This is a genomic window from Tautonia rosea (assembly GCF_012958305.1).
Lineage (GTDB): Bacteria > Planctomycetota > Planctomycetia > Isosphaerales > Isosphaeraceae > Tautonia > Tautonia rosea.
Genome location: NZ_JABBYO010000004.1, coordinates 523,324 through 548,109, shown reverse-complemented (window position 1 = coordinate 548,109; position 24,786 = coordinate 523,324). Strand labels below are relative to the sequence as shown.

Below are 24,786 nucleotides of genomic sequence, written 5' to 3'. Positions count from 1 at the left end.
GGTGGTTTCGCTCCGGGTACGGCGGTGATTTTCTCGATCGTCGCCCCAGAACCCCACTGGATCAAGGCTCCGTCGACCCCGTACGGCCAAATCGGTCGTGCCGACCGTACCGGCTCCGTCGTCGACTTTCCTCAAGGAAATAGTTTTCGTCTCGGAGGATCTGCACCTCATTTTCGAGCCACCTGAGCCGATTGGCCAGTTCCTCCACCGCAGTTTCCATGTCCCGATTTCCCGAGTCAAAGTCATTCAGGCGGCGCTGGTCACGCTCGAAAGCCAGGCGGGCGGCATCCCGCTCAGCCTCCATCAGATCACGCCAGATCCGCGTATCAGCCACTCGGTAGAACGCCTGTTGCAGGGCCATCGGAGAGCTCAAGCCATCCCGCACTGCCCGGAGAAAATTCTCCTGGCTGGCCATTTCGGCTTCGACTTGAAGCTCGGCGGCCCTCAGCCTCGCCTCTTGCGCTTGCAGGCGAATCTGGGACGCCAGGAGATCTCCTTCGATGGCGGCTCGCAGTTCATCAACATCCGGCTCGGGACTTCGAGCAAGCACGCGTCGCCGCATGGCCTCGAACATCCGGGCGACTTGTTCGCGTTCAGCCCGACGTGCTTCGAGTTGCGACTCGGCATCCGCGACTCTGACCTCAAGAATTTGAACCTGACGGGGCGCGACGCCACCCATTCGCTGCTGCCTCTGGTTCTCCTCAAGAATCATTCGCTCTAGTTCCAGGAACCGTTCCGCCTCTCGAACGCGGACATCCCGGACTCGAAGACGGTTCTCCAACAATTGAAGACGCTCTCGCATCGTGTCCGAAACATCATCAGGAATAGATTGATCAGAATTCGCCTCGGGTTCATCCGATCGCTCCGAGTCCGGATGAACCGATGGCTCTTGCAAGCCTCCTGGGGCTTCGAACAGCATCAAGACACCCAGCGCGATCGAGCCGAGCAGCGTCATCGAGGGCCTCCTTCTGATCGGGCGGTTCCGGGCCGCGACGACTCACGGATCAGGGCATCCGATTGCGAATCGCCTGAAGTTCCCAGTGAACTTGATAGAGTTCGTCCCGAAGAATTTCAACGAGCGATTCCAGGGCGTTGACGCGAGCCGACAGGTCTTCTGTTCCGGACCGGTCAACGAGTGGGTCACTTGCCTCTGGGTCGTCAAACTGCTGAAGCCGTTGCTTGGCTCGATCGACGACCAGGCGAGTCACCTCTCGCTCGGCGATCATGGTCTCAAGCCATGCCGTTGCCTCGGCGACTCGATGCGAGGCCTGTCTGATCCGCCCCGGACCTTCAGTACCGCGCTGGACCGATTCGCGAAACTGGTCGCGCTTCTGCTCCTCGGCCAGAACCTGAGCTTCCGCGGCCCGCACGCGGGCCTCTCGGGCACGCAGCTGCGCTTCCCGAATTCGCACCTCGTCGTTAAGCCGAGCACGCTGTTCCTCCATGTCCGGCTCCGGACTGGGCGAGGCGGCGAATCGTTTCACTTGCTCCAGCCGGACTACCAGTTCATCACGGTCGGCTTGTCGAACCTCCACCAGGGCCTCAGCCCCGATCAACCGAGCCTCCGCCTCCTCAACCATGCGAGCGGGGACTCCACCCGCTTCTCGTCGCTCGCGCAATGCCTCAACAATATCCCGATCAAATGCAAGCTGTCGGTCTGCTTCCGCAATCCGGGCTTCCCGAACGCGAAGCATCGCCTCCATCAGGGCCAAGCCTTCAGCGAGTTCCTGCGATTCGCCTTGATCCTCCCCTGTCTCCCGAAGCTCGGCGACCGTCTCTGACGGCTTCTCCTGACCCTTGGCGATTGGTACCAACAAACAGACACCAAGCAATACACGGGTCATCGTGGCGATCATCCGTCACCTCCCGTCATTCGAGTGCGCAAGTATTCATTCTTGGGAAAGAAACTGTTCGATCTCGTCCCGTCGTGCCAGGCCTCCCTGAGCACCCGACCGAGTGACCGCCAGCGATCCGGCTGCGCAGGCAAACACTGCCGCATCAACCGGTCCACAACCCTCGGCCAATGCGACCGCAAGCGCTCCATTGAACGCATCTCCCGCGCCGACCGTATCGACCGCCTTGACCTTCGGGGCAGGTACAAGGTTCTGTCCCCAATCGCGACCGAGCACCAGGCACCCCTGGTCCCCTAGCGTGACGACGACCCCGCACCCCCCCCGATCCCGGAGTCTCTTGGCTGCCTCAATTGCCTGCTCAATGGTCTCCGTCGGCAAGCCGGTGAGCTCGGCCGCTTCCTCCTGATTTGGTGTTAGAAGGTCCACATGCGAAAGTATTTTATTTTCTAAAATTGCCCGATCGGCTGGTGCGGGGTTCAGAATCGTCGTCATGCCGCTCGCCTTCGCACGTGACAGGCCCCGCGCGACGGTCGGCACCGGAACCTCCAGACAGGCCAGAAAGACGCCTCCCCTGGGAAACGCCGCATCGGGCAAGGCGTCGATGTCGTTCGGACTGAGGTGCGCACTCGCTCCAGGAGCAACGCCAATCAGATTCGCACCATCATCGCCGACGAAGATCAGGGCCACCTGATTCGCTACATCGGCCACGGTCTTCGCGAAGCTCAGATCGAGCCCCTCGCTTCGGTCATGCTCGATCAGCCATCGGCCGAAGTCGTCATCCCCAAGCGCAGTCAGAAACGTCACCTCAGCCCCGGCCCGCCGCGCCGCGATCGCCGCATTTGCCCCTTTTCCTCCTGGTCCTCGGAGCAATTCTCCGCCCAGCAAGGTCTCCCCCGGCCGAGGAAGCCTTGGCAAGCGAATCGTCAAATCATAACCACTCGATCCGAGCACGACGACACGGGACATGTGCGGCTCACTTTCCGATGCAAAAACGTCGGAAGATACGATCCAGGATAGCGTCATCGATCTCGGCGCCAATGACCCGCCCGAGTTCCTCGACCGCATCGCGAAGATCCACTGCCACCAGTTCGTCTCCCGCGTCGAGACGAATCGCCTCAGACGCATTCGCCAGGGCCCTCGACGCTCGCATCAGGCCATCGCGGCATCGGGCCGAGGTCATTCCGGTCGGATCGTGCTCAGCCGCCCGAGCCCGAAGGGACGAAGCAATGGCCTGTCGCAACTCGTCGAGCCCTCGGCCGGTGACAGCGCTGGTGACGATGGTCCCCTCGGGATGATCTCCGTTCGAGCGATCCATCTTGGTCCAAACGACCAACCGGGGCCGATCTCCGGGCAAGTCCACCACATGAGGAGCGTCAATCGATCGGCAGTCGAGCAGTAAATCGGCCCCGGCCGCCTGAGCGGCGCGAAGCGCCTGGGCTTCAGCCTCGATCGGGTCGCCCGTCTCGTCGATTCCGGCAGTGTCGATCAGATCGATTCGCAAACCCTCGCAGTGAATCGAGGCTGACAAATAATCGCGCGTTGTTCCGGCGATCGGGGACACAAGAGCATGATCCCCTCCGGTCAGGGCATTGAATAAGCGACTCTTTCCCGCATTAGGCGGCCCGACCAGGACCACCCGAGGCAACCCCGACGGCCGATCGCGCCCCTGGAACCGATCGGCCAGTGTGGCCAGTTCGATCGCGTCGCGGGCCAGATCGTCCGCCAGTCGCTGCCGACCGATCGGGTCCACATCGGCCTCGTCCACGAAATCAAGCCCTGCTTCCAGGTGAGCCAGTGTGTCGAGCAGACGATCTCTGACCCCCTCGATCGGCCCGGCCAGTCCACCCGCAAGCTGCTGTAATGCAACCTCAACCTGCATCAAAGATTGCGAGTCGATGACCGCCAGCACCGCTTCGGCTTGTGTCAAATCAATCCGGCCTGAGAGAAACGCCCTTAGCGTGAATTCTCCCGGCTCGGCGAGTCTTGCTCCTCGCTCAAGACAGAAGCCGAGCACCCGGCGGAGCAGGGGGGGCGAGCCAGTCGTATGAATTTCGGCCATTGGTTGGCCGGTGTATGTCCTCGATCCCGGCCAGAACGTCACCGAGGCGTCGAGCGGCAACCCATCCAGGTCGATCGTCCCAGTTCGCCACGACGGGCGATTGCGATCAGGCTCCGATCCCTCGGCGAGTTCAACAATCGCCCAGGCGATTGTCAGGGCCTCCGGACCCGAAAGCCTGACCAGCCCCCGCAACGCAGGTCCGGGGGGGCTGGCAATCGCGGCGATGGTGTCGGTCGTATCAAACGCGGCCATCGAGGGTTTGGCTCACCGTGGCCGGACTGGCGGCAGCTTCGGCCGCGACGATCCGTACGGAAGCGGAACGCACCAGGCCCCGCCTTCGGAATCGACGCTCAGCGCCGCTTGCCTGGCTTGGTCTTCTTTTTATTCGGTCGCGATCGGCTCGGATCAGGACCGGGACCGGGGGTGGAAGACGCCCCGGAACGTTCCAGTTCTCGTCGCTTCCGCTCCAGTTCCTCTCGGCGGTAGGTCGTTTCTTTGGAAGCTTCCTGGAGCAAATCGTTCAACTTCCGGGAGAGCCAACCGCCGGATCCGCCATTGGAATCAGGACCCTTGTCGCTCCCGCCGGGGCCTCTGCCCTTGCCGTCTCGGTCGGGGCCTTCCTCGCCGTCGGTGCCAATCGTTGGGGTCTTGCTCACCTTCGGCAAGAGCAAACGCTCGCTGATCGACCAGACACTACTGGTAATGAAGTACAAGGCCAGTCCGGCAGGCACGCGATAAAACATGAGCATCATGAAGACCATCATGAACTTCATGATTCGCTGCTGGGCTTCCTGTTCCGGCGTGGTTGCCGGAGGCGTAAACAGCTTCATCTGCAGCAGGAACAGGCCGATGACCCCGAGCGGTAAGAGGTTGAAGTACGGCCCCAGCAACGGCAGCGTAAACGGCAGCTTGTACAGCATGTCCGGCGCGGCCAGATTGTCGATCCAGAGAAATTGTGCCTGCCTCAACGACACGCTAACGTTCAACACCCGCCAGAGCGTCATGAAGATCGGAATCTGGATGAAGACCGGCAAGCAGCCACCAAGCGGGTTGATGCCGTACTTGCGATACAGAGCGAAGGTTTCCTGGGCAATCTTCTCGCGATCGTCCTTGTACTTCTCTCGGAGGGCCGCCATGTGAGGCGCCAGGTCCTGCATCTTCTTGGCCGAGGCCGCCTGTTTTCGGCTCAACGGGAACAGTGCGAGCCGGACAACCACCGTCAGCAAGATGATCGCAATGCCGTAACTGCCCCTCGTCCCGCCGAACCAGCCGGCAATCGTCTCCGTCAGCGAGTAAATTCCCGCCAGCAACGGAATGATGATATACACAGAGAGCAAGGCGACGATCGGATCGACAATCGCCCAGATCAGGTCCAGCAGCCAGCCAATGACCGGAATCCGGCCTACCTGACGATAGATCCCCAGCTCTTCGGCGCCGAACGGCAGCAACGCCGTCTCGGTCTTCGGGCCTGCGAAAACATCATATGAATGCGTTGTCTTCGATCCAGGCTCGACCTCGACCGGCTTCGAGATCAGGTCCACCGCCACATCGGCCTTTTTCAGCTCGTTCGGATCGGCGTCGACCACCGTCATGACCGCCTCAGCCACCTGATCGGCCGGTTTTTCAGGCTTCAAGAAGGTGGCGAAGTACTGGTTCTCGACCCCCGCGAAGATCGTCGGATAGACGTTATTGATGTAGTATTCGGGATTCTTGGCGACGTCGTAAGACGAGTACGTCACGACCTCAACGGTATTCCCTTCCTTCCCTTTGCCGAAATAGGAATTCCGGAAGGTATGCGTATACCACTCTCCCTCGATCGGGATTCCCGATGGTCCATCCAGACGATACAGCAGTTCCCGAGGCTCTCGCACCCCATCCGGCAATTCAAAGGTCAGGTCCAGCGCAACGGTATCTGTTCCTTTGAGCAATCGGTATGTCTTTGTGACGACAACAGGGGGCAAATCGGCCGGCTCGCGGATCGTGGTGCGGAAACTCAGCTGCTGGCCAATCTCGTTCCCCTGATCGTCCCGAAGGATCGCCACCGGATCGGCCTCGGCCTGGGCCGCCTCATCCAGTTCCTCGAACGGGACGCCGCCGACCAGCACCTGCCAGAGACGCCGATCCAGGTCGGAAATCGGCCGGAATACCCCGTCATCCGTCACGTTCAGCAGTTGCACCGCTAGCGGCCGATGCTCGGGAATGACCGAGCGCACCAGGGTCATCGGCCGTTTTCGAGGCTCTCCTTCTTGATACTCCGCGTTGTGCTGCGCAGATCGAATGCTGCGAACACTCGCCCCTCGCTGCTCTGCAACGACCTGAAGATGATAGCCGTCGGTCTCGGACTCCTCGACCGACCCAAGAATGAGCACTCCAGGATCCACCGTGGCAGCCGGCCGATCTTGCTCCTCCTCAACCGCCGAAGCGACCGAATCGAGGACAGGAGCATCCGAACCGCTCGCAGCTTCCGAACGATCTCCGGCGGGGTCCACCGCGTCGGCAAGCTCCTCGGCATCGGGCTTGATGTTCGGATCGGCCAGATCCGCCTCGGCAGCCTGTGGTGCCTCGGGCTCGCGCTCAGGAAGTAGGCCGAGACGACTGAGCGTGTAGTTCGTCCCGGTGATCAGGATCAGCGACAAGATCATAAACAGGAACAGTCGCTTCGGATCCTGGCTGGGATTCGGCTCGGTGCTCATCGGCTCGGGAACCTTGGGATCGGGGAATCAACGAATGGAGGATAATGCAAATCAGGCGGTGACAGGGAACATTGTTCCAACGATTCTTACGAACACTTGGATCGGAACCGAGCGTCCTCACCTCTGTCCGAGAGTGGTTCGACTCTCACACGTCAGGCAAGAATTTCAACGCGTGCCATTGACATCGCTTGGGACAACGTTCCAGCCGAATGAGCAAGGGTTTCATGACCGAACGCCCTGACAATCGGGTCGTGGTGGCTCGCGAACACCTTCCCTCACTCAGGACAAATGGCCTGCTTCCGATCGGTCGAGCCCGGCAAGGGTCGCTCGAACGGATCGACACGACCATTGGCGACGATCGTTTGCCTTAACGTCCCTGTCGAAGCCGATCGCCCAGGAACGGCTCCAACTCAGAAATGGCGTAGATCTTTTCAATCGTCGACTCGAAATCGTAAGGAATGCGACGGTAGAACAGCCGAGTCGGACCCGAGGGCGGTGCAGACGTCTCACCATCCGCCTCGGCGTCGGATCCAGAGGTCAAACTGTCTTCCACGATCAGGTAACAGGCTCGATTGTCGCCATCCCTCGGCTGACCCACCGAGCCGACGTTGACCATCACCTTGCCGTCTCCCAGCGTATACTCGTGGTCGATCTCCTCGGGAGCGTAAAATTGGTACCCCTCGGTAAAAATTCCGGGGACATGCGTATGACCCTGGAAACAATAGTGCTCCACCAGTTGAAACAGGCGTTCCATTTTCCGCTGATTATAGATGTCTTCCGGAAAAATGTACTCGCTCAACGGGTTCCGGGGCGAACCATGCACAAACAGATACGGTCCAGTTCGATAGGTCCGATGCAGTTCTGAGAGGAAATCCCAGCGCCGTTCTCGCTGTGCCGAGTCGCCACCGGTTTCCAGCTGATCGCGAGTCCAGAAGATGGCCCGTTCCGCTCCGATATTGAATCCATTCGGATCGAACAGGGCCCCTTCGTCGTGGTTGCCAAGCAGCGAAACCTCGCAATTCTGCATCACCAGGTCGATGCACTCCCTTGGGTTCGGGCCATACCCGATGATGTCACCCAGGCAGAAGATCTCGTCAATCCGCTGCTGTTGAATATCATCAAGCACGGCCTCCAACGCTTCGAGATTCCCGTGAATATCACTGATCAGGGCTCGACGCACGGGAGGATCTCCGGACCGAACCGGTAAGACGCACGACGGGAGGCTGGCGTCGCGCGGACGGAGACCGGTTTCGTTTGAGTTTCTCTGATGGTCAGAATAGGGTATCGTAGAATCAGGAACGCGGGAGGGTCAAGCCCAAGCCGGGATGGCACGCCAGGATGCGTCAGTCCTCCCCTTCGGCGACCCAATCCTCGCGAGGAAGACGCCCGGTGAACCTTCTGGCCCTCGACACCTCGACACTTCACTCCGCCGTCGCGCTTGGGCTCGACGACGGTGAATGCCTGATCGTTCAGCCCGAGCCCGGACCCAAGCATGGCCGCTTGCTCGTCCCGGCAATCCGCGACCTGCTCGACCGCGCCGGTCTTCGACCCCACGACCTCGACGCCGTGGCTGTCGCCATCGGTCCCGGATCGTTTACCGGACTCCGCGTCGGGGTCACGGCGGCCAAAACACTCGCCTTCGCCATCGGTTGCCCGATCGTCCCCGTCTCGACCCTGGAAATCCTTGCCTGCAACGCTCCCATTGAAGCCCTCCAGGTCGTCCCTGCAATCGACGCCCAACGCGGCGACCTCTTCTCAGCCTCCTTTCGCCGAAACGCTCCTGGCGACCCCTTGCTCCGCGAATCAACCGACCGGATCATGCCGGCCGACACCTGGGCCGCCGACCTTCCGACCGGGGCTTATGTCCTGTGTCCGACTCCCGACCGAATCGCCGCAGCGATTCCCGACCATGCCACGATCGGCCCTCCCGAACTGGCCAGGCCCCACGGTCGCGTCCTGCTCGACCTCGCCGCCCGGGCGCTCGCCGACGGTGATCTGGCCAATCCCTGGACTTTGGAACCGCGATACCTCCGCCGCAGCGCCGCCGAGGATAAACGCGACGCTCTGCCTCATTGATCCCGGCCGCACCGGAACCGGAACCGCCGCACGATGCCCGATCTCACCCAGTCGCGCACCATCTCGACCTACTCGCTCCAATGGAACCGCTACCGGATTCTCCGCCCGGAGGAAGACCGCGCAACCTTCCGCAATCGGACCGGATTGACCGGCGCCGATCTCGCCGGTTCTCTCGTCCTCGACGGCGGTTGCGGCATGGGTCGCTACGTCCGAGTCGCCGCCGAGGCCGGCGCCCGCGTTGTCGGTATCGACCTGAGCGAGGCCGTCCAGGCCGCCCGAGACCTCAACGCCGACCTGCCGATCGTCGGCCTGCTCCGTGCCGATCTCTTCCGCCTCCCTCTGCTGGAAGGAACGTTCGACCATATCTACTCTCTCGGTGTCCTTGACCACACGCCCGATCCTCGCCGCGCCTTCCTCTCCCTCGCGCGGCGCCTCAAACCGGGGGGCCGCATCGCCATTTGGGTTTACCAGAAGGAGCGTCCCGCACTGGAGGTGATCATCGAGGCCCATCGCGCCATCTCGACTCGCCTCCCCGTCTCGGTACTCGAAACGCTCAGCCGCTGGTCCGCGCCGATCGGCGGCCTGAAGCGCCGCCTGATGAACAGCCCGAACCGCCTCATTGCGCGGTCCGGTGTCGCACTCAACGTCCTGACCATCGGCGTTTCGATGCACCCCGATCCTGAGGTCCGCGTCTGCGACACGCTCGACTGGTACGCGCCGAAGTACGCCTCAAGGCACACCTTCGAGGAGGTTTCCTCCTGGTTCCGCGAGGCTGGTCTCGTGGACATCGAAGATCTCTCGGCACGTCAGACCTATTATCACAAGGGGCAAGGCAACGGCATCAACCTCGCCGGTCGTCGGCCCGAAGCGTGACCTGATCGTCCCCGACCGTTCGTCCGCTTGAAGCCTTCGGGCGTTCTGACGTACACTTCGAACCACGCTCCACACGCGAGACTCACAACGAGGCCCGGAGGCGGTACGGATGGCGGCATCGAGCCCAGACGATGGCAGCACAAACCCCCTGCGCGAGCATCTGCCGCAAACCTCTGGGGCCGATCCCTGCGCCATCGTTCTGTTCGGCTCGACCGGCGACCTGACCCACCGAAAGCTCGCCCCCGCCCTGTTCGAGCTGGCACTCTCGGGCGACCTGCCTGCGGGGTTCGCCGTCGTCGGCTTCGGCCGAAGACCCTGGAGCGATGACCAGTTCCGCGAGAATCTTCGGGAAACCCTCGCCAAGGAAAACGACGGTCGTGACTTCGACACCGCCTGGCAACGGTTCGCCCCGCATCTTGTCTTTGTCGAAGGCAATCTCGACAACCCCGAGTCCTTCGTCAAACTCCGCGAACGATTGGAGGAGGTCGATCGCTCTCACGAAACACGCGGCAATCGCCTGTTCTACCTCGCCGTCGCTCCCGAATTCTTTGCCCCGATCGTTTCCCAGCTCGGCGATGCCGGCCTGATTTACCCCGGCTATCAAGACGCTCCCTGGTCCCGCGTCGTCGTCGAGAAACCGTTCGGCCACGACTTGCAAAGCGCCCGGCAGCTCAACCGAGAGCTGCAATCCGTGCTCGACGAGCGGCAGATTTACCGAATCGACCATTATCTCGGCAAGGAAACCGTCCAGAACATCCTCGCCCTTCGCTTCGGCAACGCCATCTTCGAGCCGATCTGGAACCGCCGCCACATCGCCTCGGTTCAGATCACTGTCGCCGAGCGTGAAGGCATGGCCGGCGGCCGAGGAGCCTTCTACGACGGTGCAGGGGCGATCCGAGACATGGTCCAGAACCACATGATGCAGTTGCTCTGCCTCGTGGCGATGGAGCCTCCCGTCGACCTCTCGGCCGACTCGGTCCGGACCGAAAAGGTCAAGATTCTCCAGACCCTCCCCCGATGGACCCCCGAGCAGGTCGACCAGCATGTCGTCCGCGCCCAGTACGCAGCCGGATCGCTCCAGGGAGAAGACGTCATCGGCTTCCTCCAGGAAAAAGGGGTCGCCCCCGACTCGACGACCGAAACCTACGTCGCCCTCCGCGTCATGCTCAACACCTGGCGATGGGCCGGCGTCCCCTTCCTGCTCCGGACCGGCAAGCGGCTTCCCAAGCGAGCGACGGAGATCGCCATCGAGTTCCGCAACCCTCCCACCAACTTCTTCGAGGCCGACACCGAAGGTGGCTCGGCCGTCAATCAGCTCATCCTCAACATCCAGCCGAAGGAAGGGACTAGCCTCGGTTTTCAGGCCAAGATCCCCGGCTCCCGCCGCCGCCTCCGCTCCGTCCGTATGGATTTCCGCTACGGCACCGCCTTCGCTCGCCCCGCTCCCGAAGCCTATCAGCGCCTCTTGCTCGACGTGATGCTCGGTGATCCTACCCTCTTTACCCGTACCGACGAGGTCGAGGCCGCCTGGCAATTCATCACCCCAGTCCTTGACGCCTGGAACCGACCCGGCGCCCCTCCTCCTCACTCCTACGAGGCTGGCTCCTGGGGCCCCGATGCCGCCGACACCCTCGCTGCCGAGAACGAGATTCGCTGGCGGCGGCTCTGAGCCGCCGGCTCGGCGCAACCTTGTCGGTCGATCGCCTCTTCATGCCTACTCCTGAACCACGGTACTCGCCTGAGCGCCGAACAGGCGGAGGTCCGTCACCATCGGCATGATCGACCAGTCCATCCCCGTCCAGGCGTGATGCTTGACCGTGACCGATTGCTCAGTCAGGTCGATCTCCAGAAACCCCGGCGGCCGGCGGCCGGTCGGGTCGCGGAGCAGGGGGGCCCCCGCGTTCAGACTCAGCTGCTCTGGCACTTCGTGCGGCCGATGCGCCCAGGCCGCATGCACATGCCCACTGCAATAGAGATGAGGACCGACCCGCCGCAGCCAGCGAGCCACATCGGCCGCGTTGACCATCCGTTTCTTGCGCAGCTCCGATCGATAAGCCTCCGGCGCGGCCACCGGATAATGACAGGCAACGATCAACCGCTTCGGCTTCGGATGGGACGCCAGCAGCAATTCTCTCGCCTCACGAAACTGTGCCTCCGGCAATCGCCCGGTGGCCGAGAGGTGCGACCGAGTGGCGTCAAGCGCCAGAATGGCCGTCCGATCATCCTGCAGATACCTCAGCCACGGGAACGCATCACTTGGAGCGAACGCTCCGAACACCCGCTCAAACGCCCGCGTCCGCACCGAATGCGACGTGTATCGATCGTGATTCCCCGGCAAGATCGACACCCGATCCGCGTCCTCGAGTAGCGGCTCCAGAGCGACTCTCGCCTGCTCGAATTCGCGACGCAATGCCGTTGTCGTCAGGTCTCCCGTGATCAGCAAATGATCCGCCTTGATCGACCTCACCCGATCAACCACATCCTCCATGCGTTCCAGCCGAAACTTCTTCGCCCGGCCCGTAAACAGCTCGGCCATGCCCACAGCTCGCTTGCCCAGAAGCTTCACCGGATTGATTGAGTATCGCCAGATGTGAATATCAGACAGATGGACAATCTTCAACGTTCTTCCTCGAGACGATTGAGCTCCGTGAACCGGGCGGCCAGGCCCTCAACCCGCGTCTCGTCAACCCGCCCAGGGATCCACCACCACCAACAGATCGTACGCGAGATGCGTGCCAACGGCGATCCCGAACCCCCTGAAGATCATCACCCAGGCGAAGTAAACGCCTGCCAGCCATCGAAAGACAAACGTCGACCAGGAAAACGCTCCCGGCACTTCCCCCACATGGTGCGCCATCGAGAAGACCAGCGCCGAACCGCTCACGGCCATGGCCGTCGCCAGCACGTTAGGCATGTGCAAGACCCGGAGGACGGCATAACAGATCCCCAGCAAGCCCAGCCGGAAGACCGCTTCCTCGAAGATTCCGGCACCCACCAACCCAATCCATTCGCAGGGGTTCCAATCAAGAGCGAGCTGTGACGTCATCTCCATCGGCAAGGCCCCGCCCTTGCCCTCGAACCAGTGATCAAACCCCCGGAACATCGTGAGCAACCCAGCCCCGAGCACCACGCATTCAACAACCGCAACAGGCAGCCACCTCACCCGGAACCGTCCCGGCTCGGCAATCCGCCAGGCAATGATCCCCAACGCCAGCACGGCCGAAGGGGCCCAGTCCGGCACCCGAAACCGATCAGGCGTCAGGCGGCCGATCCAGGCATCCACCCCTGCCCGCAATGCCACGTCTCCGCCAAGTGCCGCAATCCCCCCTTCGTAGATCGCCAGCAACGGCAGAACCATCAGAAGGGCCGCCGACGCCCCCCGGCAACTCGTCCAGTAGCCTCCCGATCGCTCCACACGACGACCCTCTCCCCCCCCCTCCGGCCAAGTAAACACTCGGGACGGGGGAGCCTTCGCAACCGGGCCAGAGCTCGATTCCTGGTAAGCTCTCACATCGTTGCACATCGTCGAAACCACGGTTCCGACTGAGCCCGATCGTCCCTCGCCATTGCCGATTAGCCTGAACATGCCGAAAATGTTGAACGAATCGAACGCTTCGAAATTCGATCGGGCCTTGAGACACGTTCCTTCGCCCGCTAGGATTGACCACGAGGTCGGGCCTTGCTCGACTTTTCCCGCCTGAGGCGGTCGGCAATCCCCCATTCCGCCCGAGACACTGAAGTCTATTCTCCGTTCCATGAACGGCTCGGAACACCGCGTTGAGCGACGACAGGTCCGGCTCCCGTCGGCCCGGTTCCTCCCGGAACCGGATCGTGCGATGGCCGGCCGGATCACCGGGGAGGAATCGCGCGTGACCATCGCGTGGCGACAGTTCTGGATCATCGGCCTGATTGCCCTGGCCGGCTGTAGTGCGTCGGAACCCGTTCAGTTTGCTCACGATCCCCGCCTTGCAAGCGAGGAATTCGCCGAGAAACCGAACGCCCGACGCGCCGTCGAGACGATCGTCGACGAGATGTTCGGCGAGTCTCCCGACTTGCTCCGGGTCCCTCGTGGTGCGGGCCTTCCCGAAGGCGGCCGATACCTGGCCGGATTGGTTCAGGAAGGGGATGATCCTGAGGACATCCGTCCGGTTGTCTACTACCCAGCCGGTTCCGAGACCCCCGTGCCGATTGCTGGCGGACAGGCCCTCTACCATCGCCACTGCTTGCACTGCCACGGAGTCTCCGGAGACGGCCAGGGACCGACCGCCGCGTTCCTCTACCCAAGGCCCCGCGACTACCGCCGCGGCCTGTTCAAGTTCACCTCCACCGACTACGGCGACAAGCCTTCCCGCGACGACCTTCGGAGAATTCTCCACAACGGCATCGACGGCACCTCCATGCCCGCCTTCAAGGCCCAGATGACCGACGTCGAGATGGAACAGGTCATTGACTACGTCCTCTTCCTCACCTATCGCGGCGAGGTCGAACGGATGATCCTCGAAGAAGCCTCGTTTTACGAAGACAGCGACTTCGCCGACGAGGAGGGCCTTGAGTTGTTTCGAGAGGAAGTCGGTGAGATCGCCGAGTTCGAAATCTTTGGCCGCTGGACCGAGGCCCTCGAAGGCTTGAATCTGGTCGAACCCCTCACGCCTCGCGTTCCCCCCACCCAAGAGAGCATCGAACGCGGTCGCGATCTGTTCCTCGGCCTCTCCCGTGATGTGAAGCTCGAATGTGCCGGCTGCCACGGCAACCAGGGAGTCGGAGACGGCCCGAGTTGGATCGACCCCGAAACCTTCAATCGCTACGTCTTCCTCGAAAATTACGACCCCACCAGCAAATCGACCCTCGAAACCCTTCAGCAGATTGCCGACGAACAACAGCGCCGCTGGAGCGACGAGTGGGGCGACCCCCTCCGCCCCGCCGACCTGAACCGAGGGGTTTACAAGGGAGGCCGTCGTCCGATCGACCTCTACTGGCGGATTGCCACCGGCATCACCGGCACCGCCATGCCCGGCCACGTTCAGGCCCTGAGCGATCCGGACGACCTCTGGAATCTGGTCAACTTCGTCCTCGCTTTGCCCCAGCAACCCGACTTGCTCCGACCCGATCAGGTCCAGAAGCTCGGGGCTGACGTGATCCCCGAAGCTGCCTCAACGGCGGCGCGCTGACCCGTAGAGCTTCGCCATGCCGCCGCTTCCGTGTTGTGCCTTCGTCCGAGTCCCCGAGGTCGCCGAGCCTCCCTTGCGGTCCTCCTGGAACCCGGTCCCCTCGCGGTCCTCGACCTCGGGAGTTTGCCTGTGAGATACTGGAGCGTTCTGTTCGCCCTGGTCTCGGTGCTCGTCATTGCGACCTTCGTCTACGCGCCCTTCGACGACGACTGGTGGCTTCCCAGCTACCGAGCCACCAACGCCCAGTCCATTGCCACCCTGGAAGACATTCAGATCCAGGCCCCCGAGTCTGCCACCGCGCTGGTCGCGCTCCGCGATCTCGACGGCCCAGCGGCTCCCGAACAGCTTGAGACGGTTGACCAGACCCGAGCCTGGCTCGATCGCCAGTCGGCTCGTCTCGATCAGGCCATTCAATCGAACTTCCTCACCACCCGATCCCGGGCACTCGAAAGTCAGGTTGCCAGGACTCGGGACTCGGTTGTCGAGGCTCGGAACCTCCTCGGCACGTCCGAAGGCCCCGAGGCCATCGACCAGGTTGTCGCCGAACTCGGTCGCCTCGAGACAATGGCCGGCGAAACACTCGCCTCGGTCGTCGAGCCGGGAGGCTCCCTCAGGGCCACCGTCTCCACCGCCGCCGGGCAGATCGACCACCTCTATATCCTCTTGCTTGTCATCACGGGCATCACCTTCATCGGCGTTGCGGTCGCCCTGGTCTTGATCCTGTGGAAGTTCCGTGCCCAGCCGGGCCGGCGCGCCCATTACTCGCACGGCAGCCTCCGCCTGGAAATTATTTGGACGGTCATCCCCGCCGCCATTCTCGTCTTCATCGCCCTCTATCAGCTCCGCGCCTGGGCCGACATCAAAATCCAGAGCACCTGGCCCGACGTTCGCCCTCTGGCCGAAGTCACTGCCCGGCAATTCCAGTGGAAGATCCGTTACCCCGGCCCCGATGGCCGCTTCGGCACGGATGACGACCTGCACACCGTCAACGACCTGCACTTCGTCAAAGATGAGCCGACCATCATTCATTTGAAGTCTGAAGACGTGATCCACTCCTTCTTCCTCCCCCAGATGCGTATCAAGCAAGACGCTGTCCCGGGCATGACCATCCCCGTCCTCTTCGATGCTCGCAAGGCCGGTCGCTACGAACTGCTGTGTGCCGAACTGTGCGGCTGGGGGCACTACAAGATGCGATCCCAGGTCACCGTCCACGAATCCCAGGACGAATTCAACGAGTGGATGGCCCAGTCGCTCCGCGAGCAAGAACTCAGCGACCCGACCGCCTCCCCGGCTTCGGCCGATGTCGCCAACGCCTCCGGCCTCCGAGTGGAGTGAGCCCTCATGAGCACCGAACCGCAGGATCACGGACCGACCGACTCGCCGGCTCCCTCGTCGGCCGATGCCGTTTCTCCCGGCCCCGATTCCGGCCACCCTCCCGGCCTCATTCCCTCCAGCGGCCACGCGCCGGGGCACGACGAGCACATCCACCCGGCCCCCCGCAACCCGCTCTTTCGGTACGTCTTCTCGACCGACCACAAGATCATCGGCATCCAGTTCCTCTTCTCAGGGCTGATCTTCTTCGTCATCGGCGGCCTGCTCGCGCTGGCGATCCGCTGGCAGCTGGCCTGGCCCTGGGCCGACATGCCCCACCTCAGTGACTCGCTCTGGAGCGCCCAGGGCGGCATGATGCCCCCCGAGTTCTATAACAAGCTCGTCACCATGCACGGGACGATCATGATCTTCTTCGTGATCATCCCGATCCTCACCGGGGCCTTCGGCAACTTCCTCATCCCCTTGATGATCGGGGCTCGGGACATGGCATTCCCGACCCTGAATATGTTCTCATACTGGTTCATGTGGCCGGCCTTCGTCCTCATCCTCTACTCCTTCGCCGTGCCCGGTGGGGCCTCGGAAGCCGGATGGACCGGCTATCCTCCTCTGGCCAGTTTCTTCTGGTCGACCCCCGGCTCGCTCAACGGTCAAACGATCTGGTTGATGGCCTTGCTCTTCGCGGGCGTTTCGTCGTTGATGGGATCAATCAACTACATCACGACAATTCTCATGCTTCGCGCACCGGGCATGACCCTCTTCCGCATGCCGATGACCGTCTGGGCCATGTTCGTCACCGCCCTCCTTCAAGCCTTCGCCCTGCCGGTCCTGACCTCGGCGCTCATCATGCAACTGCTCGACCGCACCGTCGGCACAAACTTTTTCACACCGCTCGACTGGTCGGTTGCGGGTGGTCCAGAACGGGTCGGCGGTGGCCACCCCTTGCTCTGGCAGCACCTGTTCTGGTTCTACAGCCACCCGGCCGTCTACGTCATGATCCTCCCGGCGATGGGGATCGTCTCCGACATCATCTCCACCTTCAGCCGCAAGCCCCTGTTCGGCTACAAGCCGATGGTCTTCGCTGTCGGCGGCATTGCCTTGCTCGGCTTCATCGTCTGGGGTCACCACATGTTCCAGTCGGGCATGAACCCGTATCTCGGGGCCACCTTCATGCTCTCGACGATGCTCATCGCCTTGCCTTCGGCCATCAAGACCTTCAACTGGCTCGGCACCATGTGGGGCGGCAGCATCCACTTCACCGCGGCGATGCTCAACGCCATCGCCTTCGTGGCCATGTTCGTCATCGGCGGGCTCTCCGGCATCTTCATGGCCGCCACCCCGACCGACATCCACATCCACGACACCTACTTCATCGTCGCCCACATCCACTACGTCCTGTTCGGCGGCAGCACCTTCGGCATCTTCGCGGCAATCTACTACTGGTTCCCGAAAATGTTCGGCCGCATGATGAACGAAACGCTGGGCAAGATTCACTTCGCCCTCTCGTTCCTGTTCTTCAACGGCACCTTCTTCCCAATGCACATCGTTGGCATGCACGCCCAGCCGCGCCGCTACGCCGACTACACCGGCTTCGAGCTCTTCAATAACGACGCCATCATCGGCATGAACCAGTTCATGACCATCAGCGCGATTGGTCTTGGCTTGGCACAGCTCATTCTTGTCTACAATTTCATTGCCAGCCTGATCGCCGGTCGCAAGGCGACGGCAAACCCCTGGTACGCGAACTCCCTGGAGTGGCAAACCGCCTCGCCGCCACCGCACTACAACTTTGACCGCATCCCGACGGTCTATCACCCGGCCTACGAGTACAGCCTTCCCGAATTCGAGGCCGACTACTTGCCGCAAACCGAGCCGCGCCCTTCCGATTCCGAGCCGCTCGACTCGGTCATGGCCTGATCCCCCGTCCCTTCGCTTCCGAGCGATTCCCCGGCCTTCACAACCTTGAAAGCCGGGCCTGTGTGCGAGACCTCTCCCAATTTTCTCCGCCCGGAACGTCCCGAGCCGAACCAACTTCCCTTCCATGGACGCATCGAATCCGAACGACGCTTCCCGATCCCCAGCTCCCCCAACCGCGCCGAACCCCTATCGGCCCGGTCCTCACCGGGTTGCGCTGCTGGCGACCGCCTTCACCTGGCCCTTGCTCTTCGTCGGCGGCTTGGTGACGACCTACCGCGTCGGCATGGCCGTGCCCGACTGGCCAACGACGTTCGGCATCAATATGTTTCTGTATAACTTCTGGACCTCTTCCTGGGGGGTCTACATCGAGCATGCCCACCGCCTGCTCGGCTCCTTTGCCGGAATCGGCTGCATCATCCTTGCCTTCTGGTTCACCGGCGCGGCCGGGTGGCGCACCTGGCGAGCTGCCGGGGTCGCCGTGATCTCGGCAATCCTCCTGGCCGGGTCGCTGATCACCCTCAGCGGCACCGAATCGTTCCTGGCGGTGATCATTGCGCTCGGCATCGCCGGGTCGTTGCTCTCCCTCTGGTACGCAGCGGTCGAGCGCAAGGGGCTCCCCGCCCTCGGATGGCTCGCGTTGACGGCTGTCATCATTCAGGGGGCCCTCGGCGGCTACCGCGTTCGCCTCAACTCCACCGACCTGGCAGCCGTTCACGGTTGCACCGGACAGGCGTTTTTCGCCCTCATGGTCGCCCTCTGCGTCATCACCGGACGTCGCTGGAAATCGGCCGCTCCGAAGACCCCCGACTCGCTTCATCTGCGCGCCTTGACCCTCGGCGTGGCCCTGCTTGTGTATACTCAGATCGTATTCGGAGCGTTGCTGAGACACCGGAGCCTCGGCCTGGAAGTCCACAGCGGCCTCGCGGTCGTCGTTTTGCTGGCGGTCCTCGGCGTGTCGTGGATGGTCATCACGCGTCGGTCCGTGTATCCTGCTTTGGTCCCTTCGGCTCGGGCCATGATCGCCCTGGTCGTCGTGCAGTTGACGCTCGGAATCGCTTCGTGGTGGGTACTCCGTCCCTTTGACGGCATCCCTCGCTCGGTGACTCGGGGTCAGGCCGTCGTCCGAACGGCCCATCAGGCCAATGGCGCCCTGCTGCTCGCCGCCTCAACCGTTCTGGCCCTTCGAGCGTCCCGTCAGTTCCAATCCGTTCGGGCCTCGGTATCGTCCCAAAGCCCGACCGCACCCGCTTCGCGCGACCTGGAGGCCGCGATCCGATGAACATGGCCACGCCGATGGCTCCCCCGGCCTCCGACGCGCGTCCGCGTCCCGTCCCTGTCGAGGTGACGAGCAATCGCACTGTCTCGGCGACGGCGACGGTCACGGCCACCCCTCGTCTGCTCGACGATTACATCGCCCTTACGAAACCGAAGATCGTCTTCCTCGTGCTGGTCACGGTGACGGTCGGCTACCTTCTGGGGGCCCGGGGCGGGTCCTCGCCCCTCTGGCTGGCCGTCGCCCTGCTTGGCACGGGCCTGGTCGCCGCCGGGGGGAGCGTCTGGAATCAGGTCGTCGAGCATTCCCGGGACGCCCGGATGCGACGGACCGCTCGACGCCCCTTGCCCAGTGGTCGGATTGCCATTGGCAAGGCGGCCCTCTTCGGCTCGGCCCTCACCGTCGCTGGACTCGCCTTGCTCCTGATCGGCCCCCACCCGATCGCCGCGGCGGTCGCCGGGATCACCTTCGTCCTCTATGCCTTCGTCTACACCCTCCTTAAGCCGATCACGACCCTCAACACGGCCGTCGGCGCCGTGCCGGGAGCATTGCCGCCGGTCATCGGTTGGGCGGCGGCCACCGGCCAGCTCGGCATCGAAGCCTGGGCCTTGTTCCTGATCGTCTTCCTCTGGCAGTTCCCGCACTTCCTGGCCATTGCCTGGATCTACCGCGACGACTACGCCCGAGGCGGCTACAAAATGCTCCCCTGCGTCGATCCGTTCGGTGTTCTGACCGCTCGGCAGGCGGTCGGGCATGCCCTGGTCCTTGTCCCGGTCGGCCTCCTGCCGGTGGCCATCGGACTGGCCGGCCCGTACTACTTTGTCGGGGCCTTGCTCCTAGGCCTCTACTACCTGGCCGGCGCGGTTCGATTCTGGCAGCATGTCTCCGATGCCACGGCCCGACGACTGCTCGGGGCCTCATTCCTCTACCTGCCCGCAATCCTGCTCCTGCTCCTGCTCAACCCGCTGCCGGCCTGAGACGAGCCACTGTTTTCCCGCTCGCTTCGGGCCGATTGGTGACGCGACGTACCCGGCCCGCGCCGGGTCTCCCCACGCAACGGAACGACCGATGGCCGAGACACCCCCCTTTGGCGAGGAACCGACCGGCGCTCCTCACGACCACGACCACCCCTCCGCCGCTCACGCCGGGCATCCCAGCCCTCCGCCCGCGACCCCCGGCAAGGTGGCCCTCTGGCTCTTTCTCGCCACCGAGGTCATGTTCTTCACCGGCCTGATCGGCTCGTACGTCGTCCTCCGGGCGGGCAGCCCTCCCGCGTCCTACAGCAACCTGTTCAGCCCCGGCACCGATCTGACCAACCGCCAGGATGCTCAGGGTGTCGTCCTCATCCAAGCCGGTCCCGACGAAGAAGCCGTCGTCGAGGCCATCCACAACGCCAGCGGCACACCGATCGAGGAGGTTGAGCACCTCGTCGAAACAGCCCACGACCTCGGCGCCGCCGTCGTTCTGGTCGATTCCCCGTACTCCCCGGCCGATGTCGGCGACCTTTACCGACGTCTCCAGGCCCTCGGGGCCGAGGTCCGGATCGACGGTCTGGAAACCTTCTCCTGGCCCGAACCGTACCAGATGCTCGTCAACCCCCTGAGCATCGACCTGACGGCGATCAATACCTTTATCCTGATCTGCTCCTCGGTCACGATGGTTCTCGCCCTCGCCGCCATCCAGCGGGGTGACAAGGTCCGTCTCTCGCTCTGGCTGCTCGCAACGATCCTCATTGGATCCGTGTTTCTCAGTATTCAGGTTTACGAATATTATCAGTTGATGTTCGGCCATCATTATTCCGTCGGCATCAGCGAAACAGGGCACTTTCGGCCATCGGTCAGCCTCTTTGCCTCCGCCTTCTTCACAATGACCGGCTTTCACGGGGCCCACGTCACCGGCGGGGTCATCGCCCTGACGATCATCTGGCTCCGCTCCCTCTTCGGCGGCTACACCCAGCAAAATCACGCCTCCGTTGAGCTGGCCGGGCTTTACTGGCACTTCGTCGACCTCGTCTGGATCATCCTGTTCACCGTCGTCTACCTGATCTGATGAGATCGTGCCTAGGCCAATCGGGCCGGCTCTCGCGTGTTCTGCTCTGATCACCGAATTCGGAGGACCGCAACGCATGGACCCCACCGGAACCCCCTCGACAATCGTCGTGAGCCAGACCGAGCAGACCTCTCACGTGAAAGTCTACCTGCGCGTCTTCCTGGCCTTGCTCGTCCTGACGATGGCCGAATACTTCTATGCAAAGGCCCTTGCCGATGCGTCAGCCTGGCTCCTGATCGGCGGCCTCATGGTCATCGCCATCATCAAGGCCGGCCTGGTCGGTCTGTTCTTCATGCACCTGCTGTTCGAAGGGCGATGGAAGTACCTCGTCCTCATCCCGACCACCTTTCTGGCCACCGTCACCGTCCTCGGGCTGGTCCCCGACATGGCCTTGCCCCCCGGCAATCCTGACCCGAATCCCGCCGCACCCATCGCCGCCGCTTCCGATCAACCCTGACCCCAACCCAACACCCTCCGACCTCAGGCCGACCCTCAATCCTGCCTCTCGCCGCGCCTCGTATAATCCCTTCAGAGCGGTGAAGGTACTCCCCCCCGATTGCCCGTCCTCGCCTCGCTCCTCGGTTCCGCCCCACGATCGCCCTCAACACCCACTGGGCTCGCCTCCGCGAGCATTCTGACGTGAGCAGCTCCTACCGCATCGGTATCGGCATTGTGCTGGCGACGGTCGCCGCCTCCACCCTCGTCTGTTTCACCCAGACCAACCCTTATCCGCCCATTCGGTCCGGCTACGACCTAGGCGAGGCAGCCAACCCCCTCGGCTCCTTCGCCTTCACCGAACGCTCCGGTCAAGAAATCACCGACGCCGACCTGACCGACCGGGTCTGGGTTGCTTCCTTCGTCTTCAGCCGTTGCCCGTCGAGCTGCCCCCGCATCTCGGCCGAGATGGCCAAGCTCCAGGCCGATCTCCCCGATAATTCCCCCGTCCGCCTCGTCAGCATCACGGTGGACCCCGACTTCGATACCCCCGAGGTTCTCACCGACTTCGCCCGCCGCTATGGGGCCGATCCCGATCGCTGGTGGTTCCTCACCGCGCCGCAAGAATACACCTACGAGTTCGTCCAGCGCGGCTTCCTCCAGAGCGTTGCCGAGGCTACCGAAGACGACCTCGCTTCCGGGGCCGAGGCCATCCTGCACAGCACAAAGCTCGCCCTCGTCGATCGCGGCAACCGCGTCGTCGGTGTCTTCGACATCGCCGATGAGGTCGGCATGGTACGCCTCCGCGAGCGGATCGCCTACCTCTCTGCTCCTGATTGGGCCCGAGGACTCCCTGCCGTCAACGCTTCACTCAACGGCACCTGTGCGATTCTGCTCATCCTCGGCTGGATCTTGATCCGCTCCGGCAACGTTCGAGGCCACACCGTGGCCCAGGTAGCCGCCCTGACCGTCTCGGCCATCTTCCTCGCCTGCTATCTCGTGTATCATGCCCAGGTCGGTAGCGTGAAGTTCTCCGGAGTCGGCCCGGCCCGGCCGGCGTACTTCTCCATCTTGCTCTCGCACACCATCCTCGCCGTCGTCATGGTGCCGATGATCCTCATCACGGTCGTTCGAGCCCTCCGCAAGCGGTTCGACCGCCACCGGGTGATCGCTCAGGTCACGTTCCCGATCTGGGTCTACGTTTCGATCACCGGCGTTGTTATTTACCTGATGCTCTACCAACTCGACTTCTCCACGGCCGCCCCTGCGGTCGCGGGCGTCTAACCCGACTGTTCCCCCGAACTTGCCCGGGAGCCGACCATGTCCCTTCGGCCCATCCTTCGCCTCGGACTTCTCGCCAGTGCGTTGATGCTCCCCCTGGCTGCCTCGGCTCCCGCCTCAGCCTGCCCGAACTGCAAATCGGGACTCGCGGTGCAAGAATCCGAAGGTGGTCGCGCCGATTTCGCCACCGGGTTCTCCCGCAGCATCATCCTGATGCTCGCCATACCCTTCGGCATGTTCAGCATCGGCACAGTCGCCGTCGTCCGGATGGCCCGCAAAGGGAGCATCCCACAGCTCTAGAGCGTCTTTCGTTTGTCTGTGAAGGGTCAGGGAAATGGGGACTGGCTCCGAGTCTTCGAGGTGCCTGTCTCCCATCTCCCGGCGAGCCGCTCCGCTCCATCGAAAACTGCTCTAAGGTCCACGATTCAGACCCTTGAACCTGTCGAGATGCGTTCCGGAACATGAACGCTTGTCACAGGTTCCGTCTTCGAAACCCGTAACTCGTCGCCCACCGATCCCCATCCGGATCGCCGTCGATCACCTTCTCATCATCCCCATCGGCGTGTTCGCCGCCAGGTCCTCGACCATCTCCTCCACCGCAAACGCGATCGCCGCACGCCAGTCGTCGCCAAACCGCTCGCGAAGCTCAGGTCGCTCATACGCGAAGATGATCCCCCGCGAGCAATTCACAATCGCTCCCAGACCGTCCGCGTCACACCCAGCCGCCACATCAGCGGCCGTTCCTCCCTGCGCTCCGTAGCCTGGGATCAGGAACAGAATGCCCGGCATCGCCTCCCGAAGCTCCGCCAGTTGCTCCGGATACGTTGCCCCCACCACCGCCCCGATCGCGCTATAACCCGACTCCCCCTTCAACGGCTCGGCCCACCCGACCAGCCGATCAGCCACATGCCGGTAAATCGGCTTCCCCTCAGCAATCAAGTCCTGAAACTCCCCGGCCGACGGGTTGCTCGTCCTGACCAGCACGAACAGGCCGCGCCCTCGCTCGCTCGCCACCTTCGCAAAGGGTGCAATGCCGTCACTCCCCAGATATGGGTTGATCGTCAACGCATCCCCTTGCCAGGCCGGCCCTTTCTCCTCATCAATCGGCGGATGCCCCAGATAGCCCCTCGCGTACGCCTCGGCCGTCGAGCCGATATCGTTTCGCTTCCCGTCGATGATCACGAACAGCCCCCGACGCTTCGCATCAGCCGCACTCGCGTGCAACGCCGACACCCCCGCCGGCCCGAACTCCTCGTAAAACGCCGACTGAAACTTCACCGCCGGCACCTTCCCCGCCACGACCCCCAATATCTCCTCTCCAAACGCCAGCAAACTCCGCGCGATCCCCTCCGCCGACCTCGGAAACCGCTCAGCGATTTCCCTCGGAAATTGCTTCGGTCGCGGGTCGATTCCCACCACCACCCCGTTGCCCACCTCGCGCATCTTCGCGATCAACCGATCCGCAGCGTTCGTCACGATCTCGCTTCCCCGGCCGAGCCCGCATTGACAGGGACCCGGAACTCTTTAGAATACGGGCACAGAATCGCCTGCATCCTAGGGTTCGTGACCCCACTTGACCAGCCCGGTCATTCTCACCCACCCCGCCTTGCGGATGCCGCTTCTGCCGAGTTCCGTTCCCCCGGTTTCCACCGTGGGACCCCTCGGGATCGGGGCGTAGCGCAGCCTGGTTAGCGCGCCTGCTTGGGGTGCAGGAGGTCGGCCGTTCAAATCGGCTCGCCCCGACTCAACACAATCCAATTCATCAAGGCCCGTTTCCCCC

Annotated in this window: 22 protein-coding genes and 1 tRNA gene; 14 read left to right on the top strand and 9 right to left on the bottom strand. The window is 62.9% G+C overall.

What is annotated here, in order from left to right; translation table 11 throughout:
* Positions 1–61 precede the first annotated feature (61 nt).
* From HG800_RS09760 to HG800_RS09740, 5 genes are all read right to left on the bottom strand, one after another.
* Positions 62–955 (bottom strand): hypothetical protein, encoded by an 894-nt coding sequence (locus HG800_RS09760; RefSeq protein WP_169976265.1) that lies wholly within the window; start codon positions 953–955, stop codon positions 62–64.
* Positions 956–1,004: 49 nt separating this feature from the next.
* Positions 1,005–1,856 (bottom strand): hypothetical protein, encoded by an 852-nt coding sequence (locus tag HG800_RS09755; RefSeq protein WP_169976263.1) that lies wholly within the window; start codon positions 1,854–1,856, stop codon positions 1,005–1,007.
* A gap of 33 nt (positions 1,857–1,889) precedes the next feature.
* Positions 1,890–2,819, bottom strand: a complete 930-nt coding sequence (locus HG800_RS09750; protein WP_169976260.1) for a ribokinase — start codon at positions 2,817–2,819, stop codon at positions 1,890–1,892.
* Between the two features lie 7 nt (positions 2,820–2,826).
* A complete protein-coding gene (locus HG800_RS09745; RefSeq protein ID WP_182830356.1) occupies positions 2,827–4,164 on the bottom strand; it encodes a tRNA modification GTPase in 1,338 nt (445 codons plus the stop codon).
* A gap of 98 nt (positions 4,165–4,262) precedes the next feature.
* Positions 4,263–6,605 (bottom strand): YidC/Oxa1 family insertase periplasmic-domain containing protein, encoded by a 2,343-nt coding sequence (locus HG800_RS09740; RefSeq protein ID WP_169976258.1) that lies wholly within the window; start codon positions 6,603–6,605, stop codon positions 4,263–4,265.
* 224 nt (positions 6,606–6,829) lie between these two features.
* Between HG800_RS09740 and HG800_RS09735 the strand changes: the two genes are divergently transcribed.
* Complete coding sequence (locus tag HG800_RS09735; protein ID WP_169976256.1) at positions 6,830–6,976, top strand: hypothetical protein; 147 nt, start codon at positions 6,830–6,832, stop codon at positions 6,974–6,976.
* Here HG800_RS09735 and HG800_RS09730 read toward each other — a convergent pair.
* On the bottom strand, positions 6,973–7,785 hold the full coding sequence (locus HG800_RS09730; protein WP_169976255.1) for a metallophosphoesterase family protein: 813 nt from the start codon (positions 7,783–7,785) through the stop codon (positions 6,973–6,975). The genes HG800_RS09735 and HG800_RS09730 overlap by 4 nt on opposite strands.
* Positions 7,786–7,994: 209 nt before the next feature.
* Here HG800_RS09730 and tsaB point away from each other — a divergent pair, with 209 nt between their 5' ends.
* The 3 genes from tsaB (at position 7,995) to zwf (ending at position 11,223) form a co-directional block, all read left to right on the top strand.
* A complete protein-coding gene (gene tsaB / locus HG800_RS09725; protein ID WP_169976254.1) occupies positions 7,995–8,681 on the top strand; it encodes a tRNA (adenosine(37)-N6)-threonylcarbamoyltransferase complex dimerization subunit type 1 TsaB in 687 nt (228 codons plus the stop codon).
* Between the two features lie 33 nt (positions 8,682–8,714).
* Positions 8,715–9,554, top strand: coding sequence for a class I SAM-dependent methyltransferase (locus tag HG800_RS09720; RefSeq protein WP_169976252.1), 840 nt, complete (start codon positions 8,715–8,717; stop codon positions 9,552–9,554).
* A 109-nt stretch (positions 9,555–9,663) separates the two neighbouring features.
* Positions 9,664–11,223, top strand: a complete 1,560-nt coding sequence (gene zwf, locus HG800_RS09715; RefSeq protein ID WP_169976249.1) for a glucose-6-phosphate dehydrogenase — start codon at positions 9,664–9,666, stop codon at positions 11,221–11,223.
* Between the two features lie 45 nt (positions 11,224–11,268).
* Here the strand turns inward: zwf and HG800_RS09710 are convergent, their stop codons facing one another.
* Together HG800_RS09710 and HG800_RS28200 are read right to left on the bottom strand one after the other, a co-directional pair.
* Entirely contained in the window at positions 11,269–12,174 is a 906-nt protein-coding gene (locus tag HG800_RS09710; protein WP_169976247.1) for a metallophosphoesterase family protein, read from the bottom strand.
* 63 nt (positions 12,175–12,237) lie between these two features.
* Positions 12,238–12,969, bottom strand: coding sequence for a CPBP family glutamic-type intramembrane protease (locus HG800_RS28200; RefSeq protein ID WP_169976245.1), 732 nt, complete (start codon positions 12,967–12,969; stop codon positions 12,238–12,240).
* Positions 12,970–13,423: 454 nt separating this feature from the next.
* Here HG800_RS28200 and HG800_RS09700 point away from each other — a divergent pair, with 454 nt between their 5' ends.
* The 9 genes from HG800_RS09700 to HG800_RS09660 all read left to right on the top strand — a co-directional run bounded on the left by HG800_RS09700 (position 13,424) and on the right by HG800_RS09660 (position 23,306).
* Entirely contained in the window at positions 13,424–14,722 is a 1,299-nt protein-coding gene (locus HG800_RS09700) for a c-type cytochrome (RefSeq protein ID WP_169976243.1), read from the top strand.
* A 129-nt stretch (positions 14,723–14,851) separates the two neighbouring features.
* Positions 14,852–16,057: a cytochrome c oxidase subunit II gene (coxB, locus tag HG800_RS28195; protein ID WP_315852009.1), complete on the top strand. Its 1,206-nt coding sequence runs from the start codon at positions 14,852–14,854 to the stop codon at positions 16,055–16,057.
* 6 nt (positions 16,058–16,063) lie between these two features.
* Positions 16,064–17,968 (top strand): cytochrome c oxidase subunit I, encoded by a 1,905-nt coding sequence (locus HG800_RS09690; RefSeq protein ID WP_169976240.1) that lies wholly within the window; start codon positions 16,064–16,066, stop codon positions 17,966–17,968.
* 124 nt (positions 17,969–18,092) lie between these two features.
* Positions 18,093–19,247, top strand: a complete 1,155-nt coding sequence (locus tag HG800_RS09685; protein WP_169976238.1) for a COX15/CtaA family protein — start codon at positions 18,093–18,095, stop codon at positions 19,245–19,247.
* Complete coding sequence (cyoE, locus tag HG800_RS09680; protein WP_235963498.1) at positions 19,244–20,218, top strand: heme o synthase; 975 nt, start codon at positions 19,244–19,246, stop codon at positions 20,216–20,218. The genes HG800_RS09685 and cyoE overlap by 4 nt, the downstream gene beginning before the upstream one ends.
* A 91-nt stretch (positions 20,219–20,309) precedes the next feature.
* Positions 20,310–21,290, top strand: a complete 981-nt coding sequence (locus HG800_RS09675; protein WP_169976236.1) for a cytochrome c oxidase subunit 3 — start codon at positions 20,310–20,312, stop codon at positions 21,288–21,290.
* A gap of 76 nt (positions 21,291–21,366) precedes the next feature.
* The gene (locus tag HG800_RS09670) at positions 21,367–21,747 is read left to right on the top strand and encodes a cytochrome C oxidase subunit IV family protein (protein WP_169976234.1); all 381 of its coding nucleotides are present in this window, start codon (positions 21,367–21,369) and stop codon (positions 21,745–21,747) included.
* 182 nt (positions 21,748–21,929) lie between these two features.
* The gene (locus tag HG800_RS09665; protein ID WP_169976232.1) at positions 21,930–23,009 is read left to right on the top strand and encodes a DUF420 domain-containing protein; all 1,080 of its coding nucleotides are present in this window, start codon (positions 21,930–21,932) and stop codon (positions 23,007–23,009) included.
* 36 nt (positions 23,010–23,045) lie between these two features.
* A complete protein-coding gene (locus HG800_RS09660; protein WP_169976230.1) occupies positions 23,046–23,306 on the top strand; it encodes a hypothetical protein in 261 nt (86 codons plus the stop codon).
* A 237-nt stretch (positions 23,307–23,543) separates the two neighbouring features.
* On the opposite strand, the gene pyrF is transcribed toward HG800_RS09660, so the two are convergent.
* A complete protein-coding gene (gene pyrF / locus HG800_RS09655) occupies positions 23,544–24,482 on the bottom strand; it encodes an orotidine-5'-phosphate decarboxylase (protein WP_315852008.1) in 939 nt (312 codons plus the stop codon).
* Between the two features lie 192 nt (positions 24,483–24,674).
* Between pyrF and HG800_RS09650 the strand changes: the two genes are divergently transcribed.
* Positions 24,675–24,749: transfer RNA gene (locus HG800_RS09650), tRNA-Pro, on the top strand.
* Positions 24,750–24,786 lie beyond the last annotated feature (37 nt).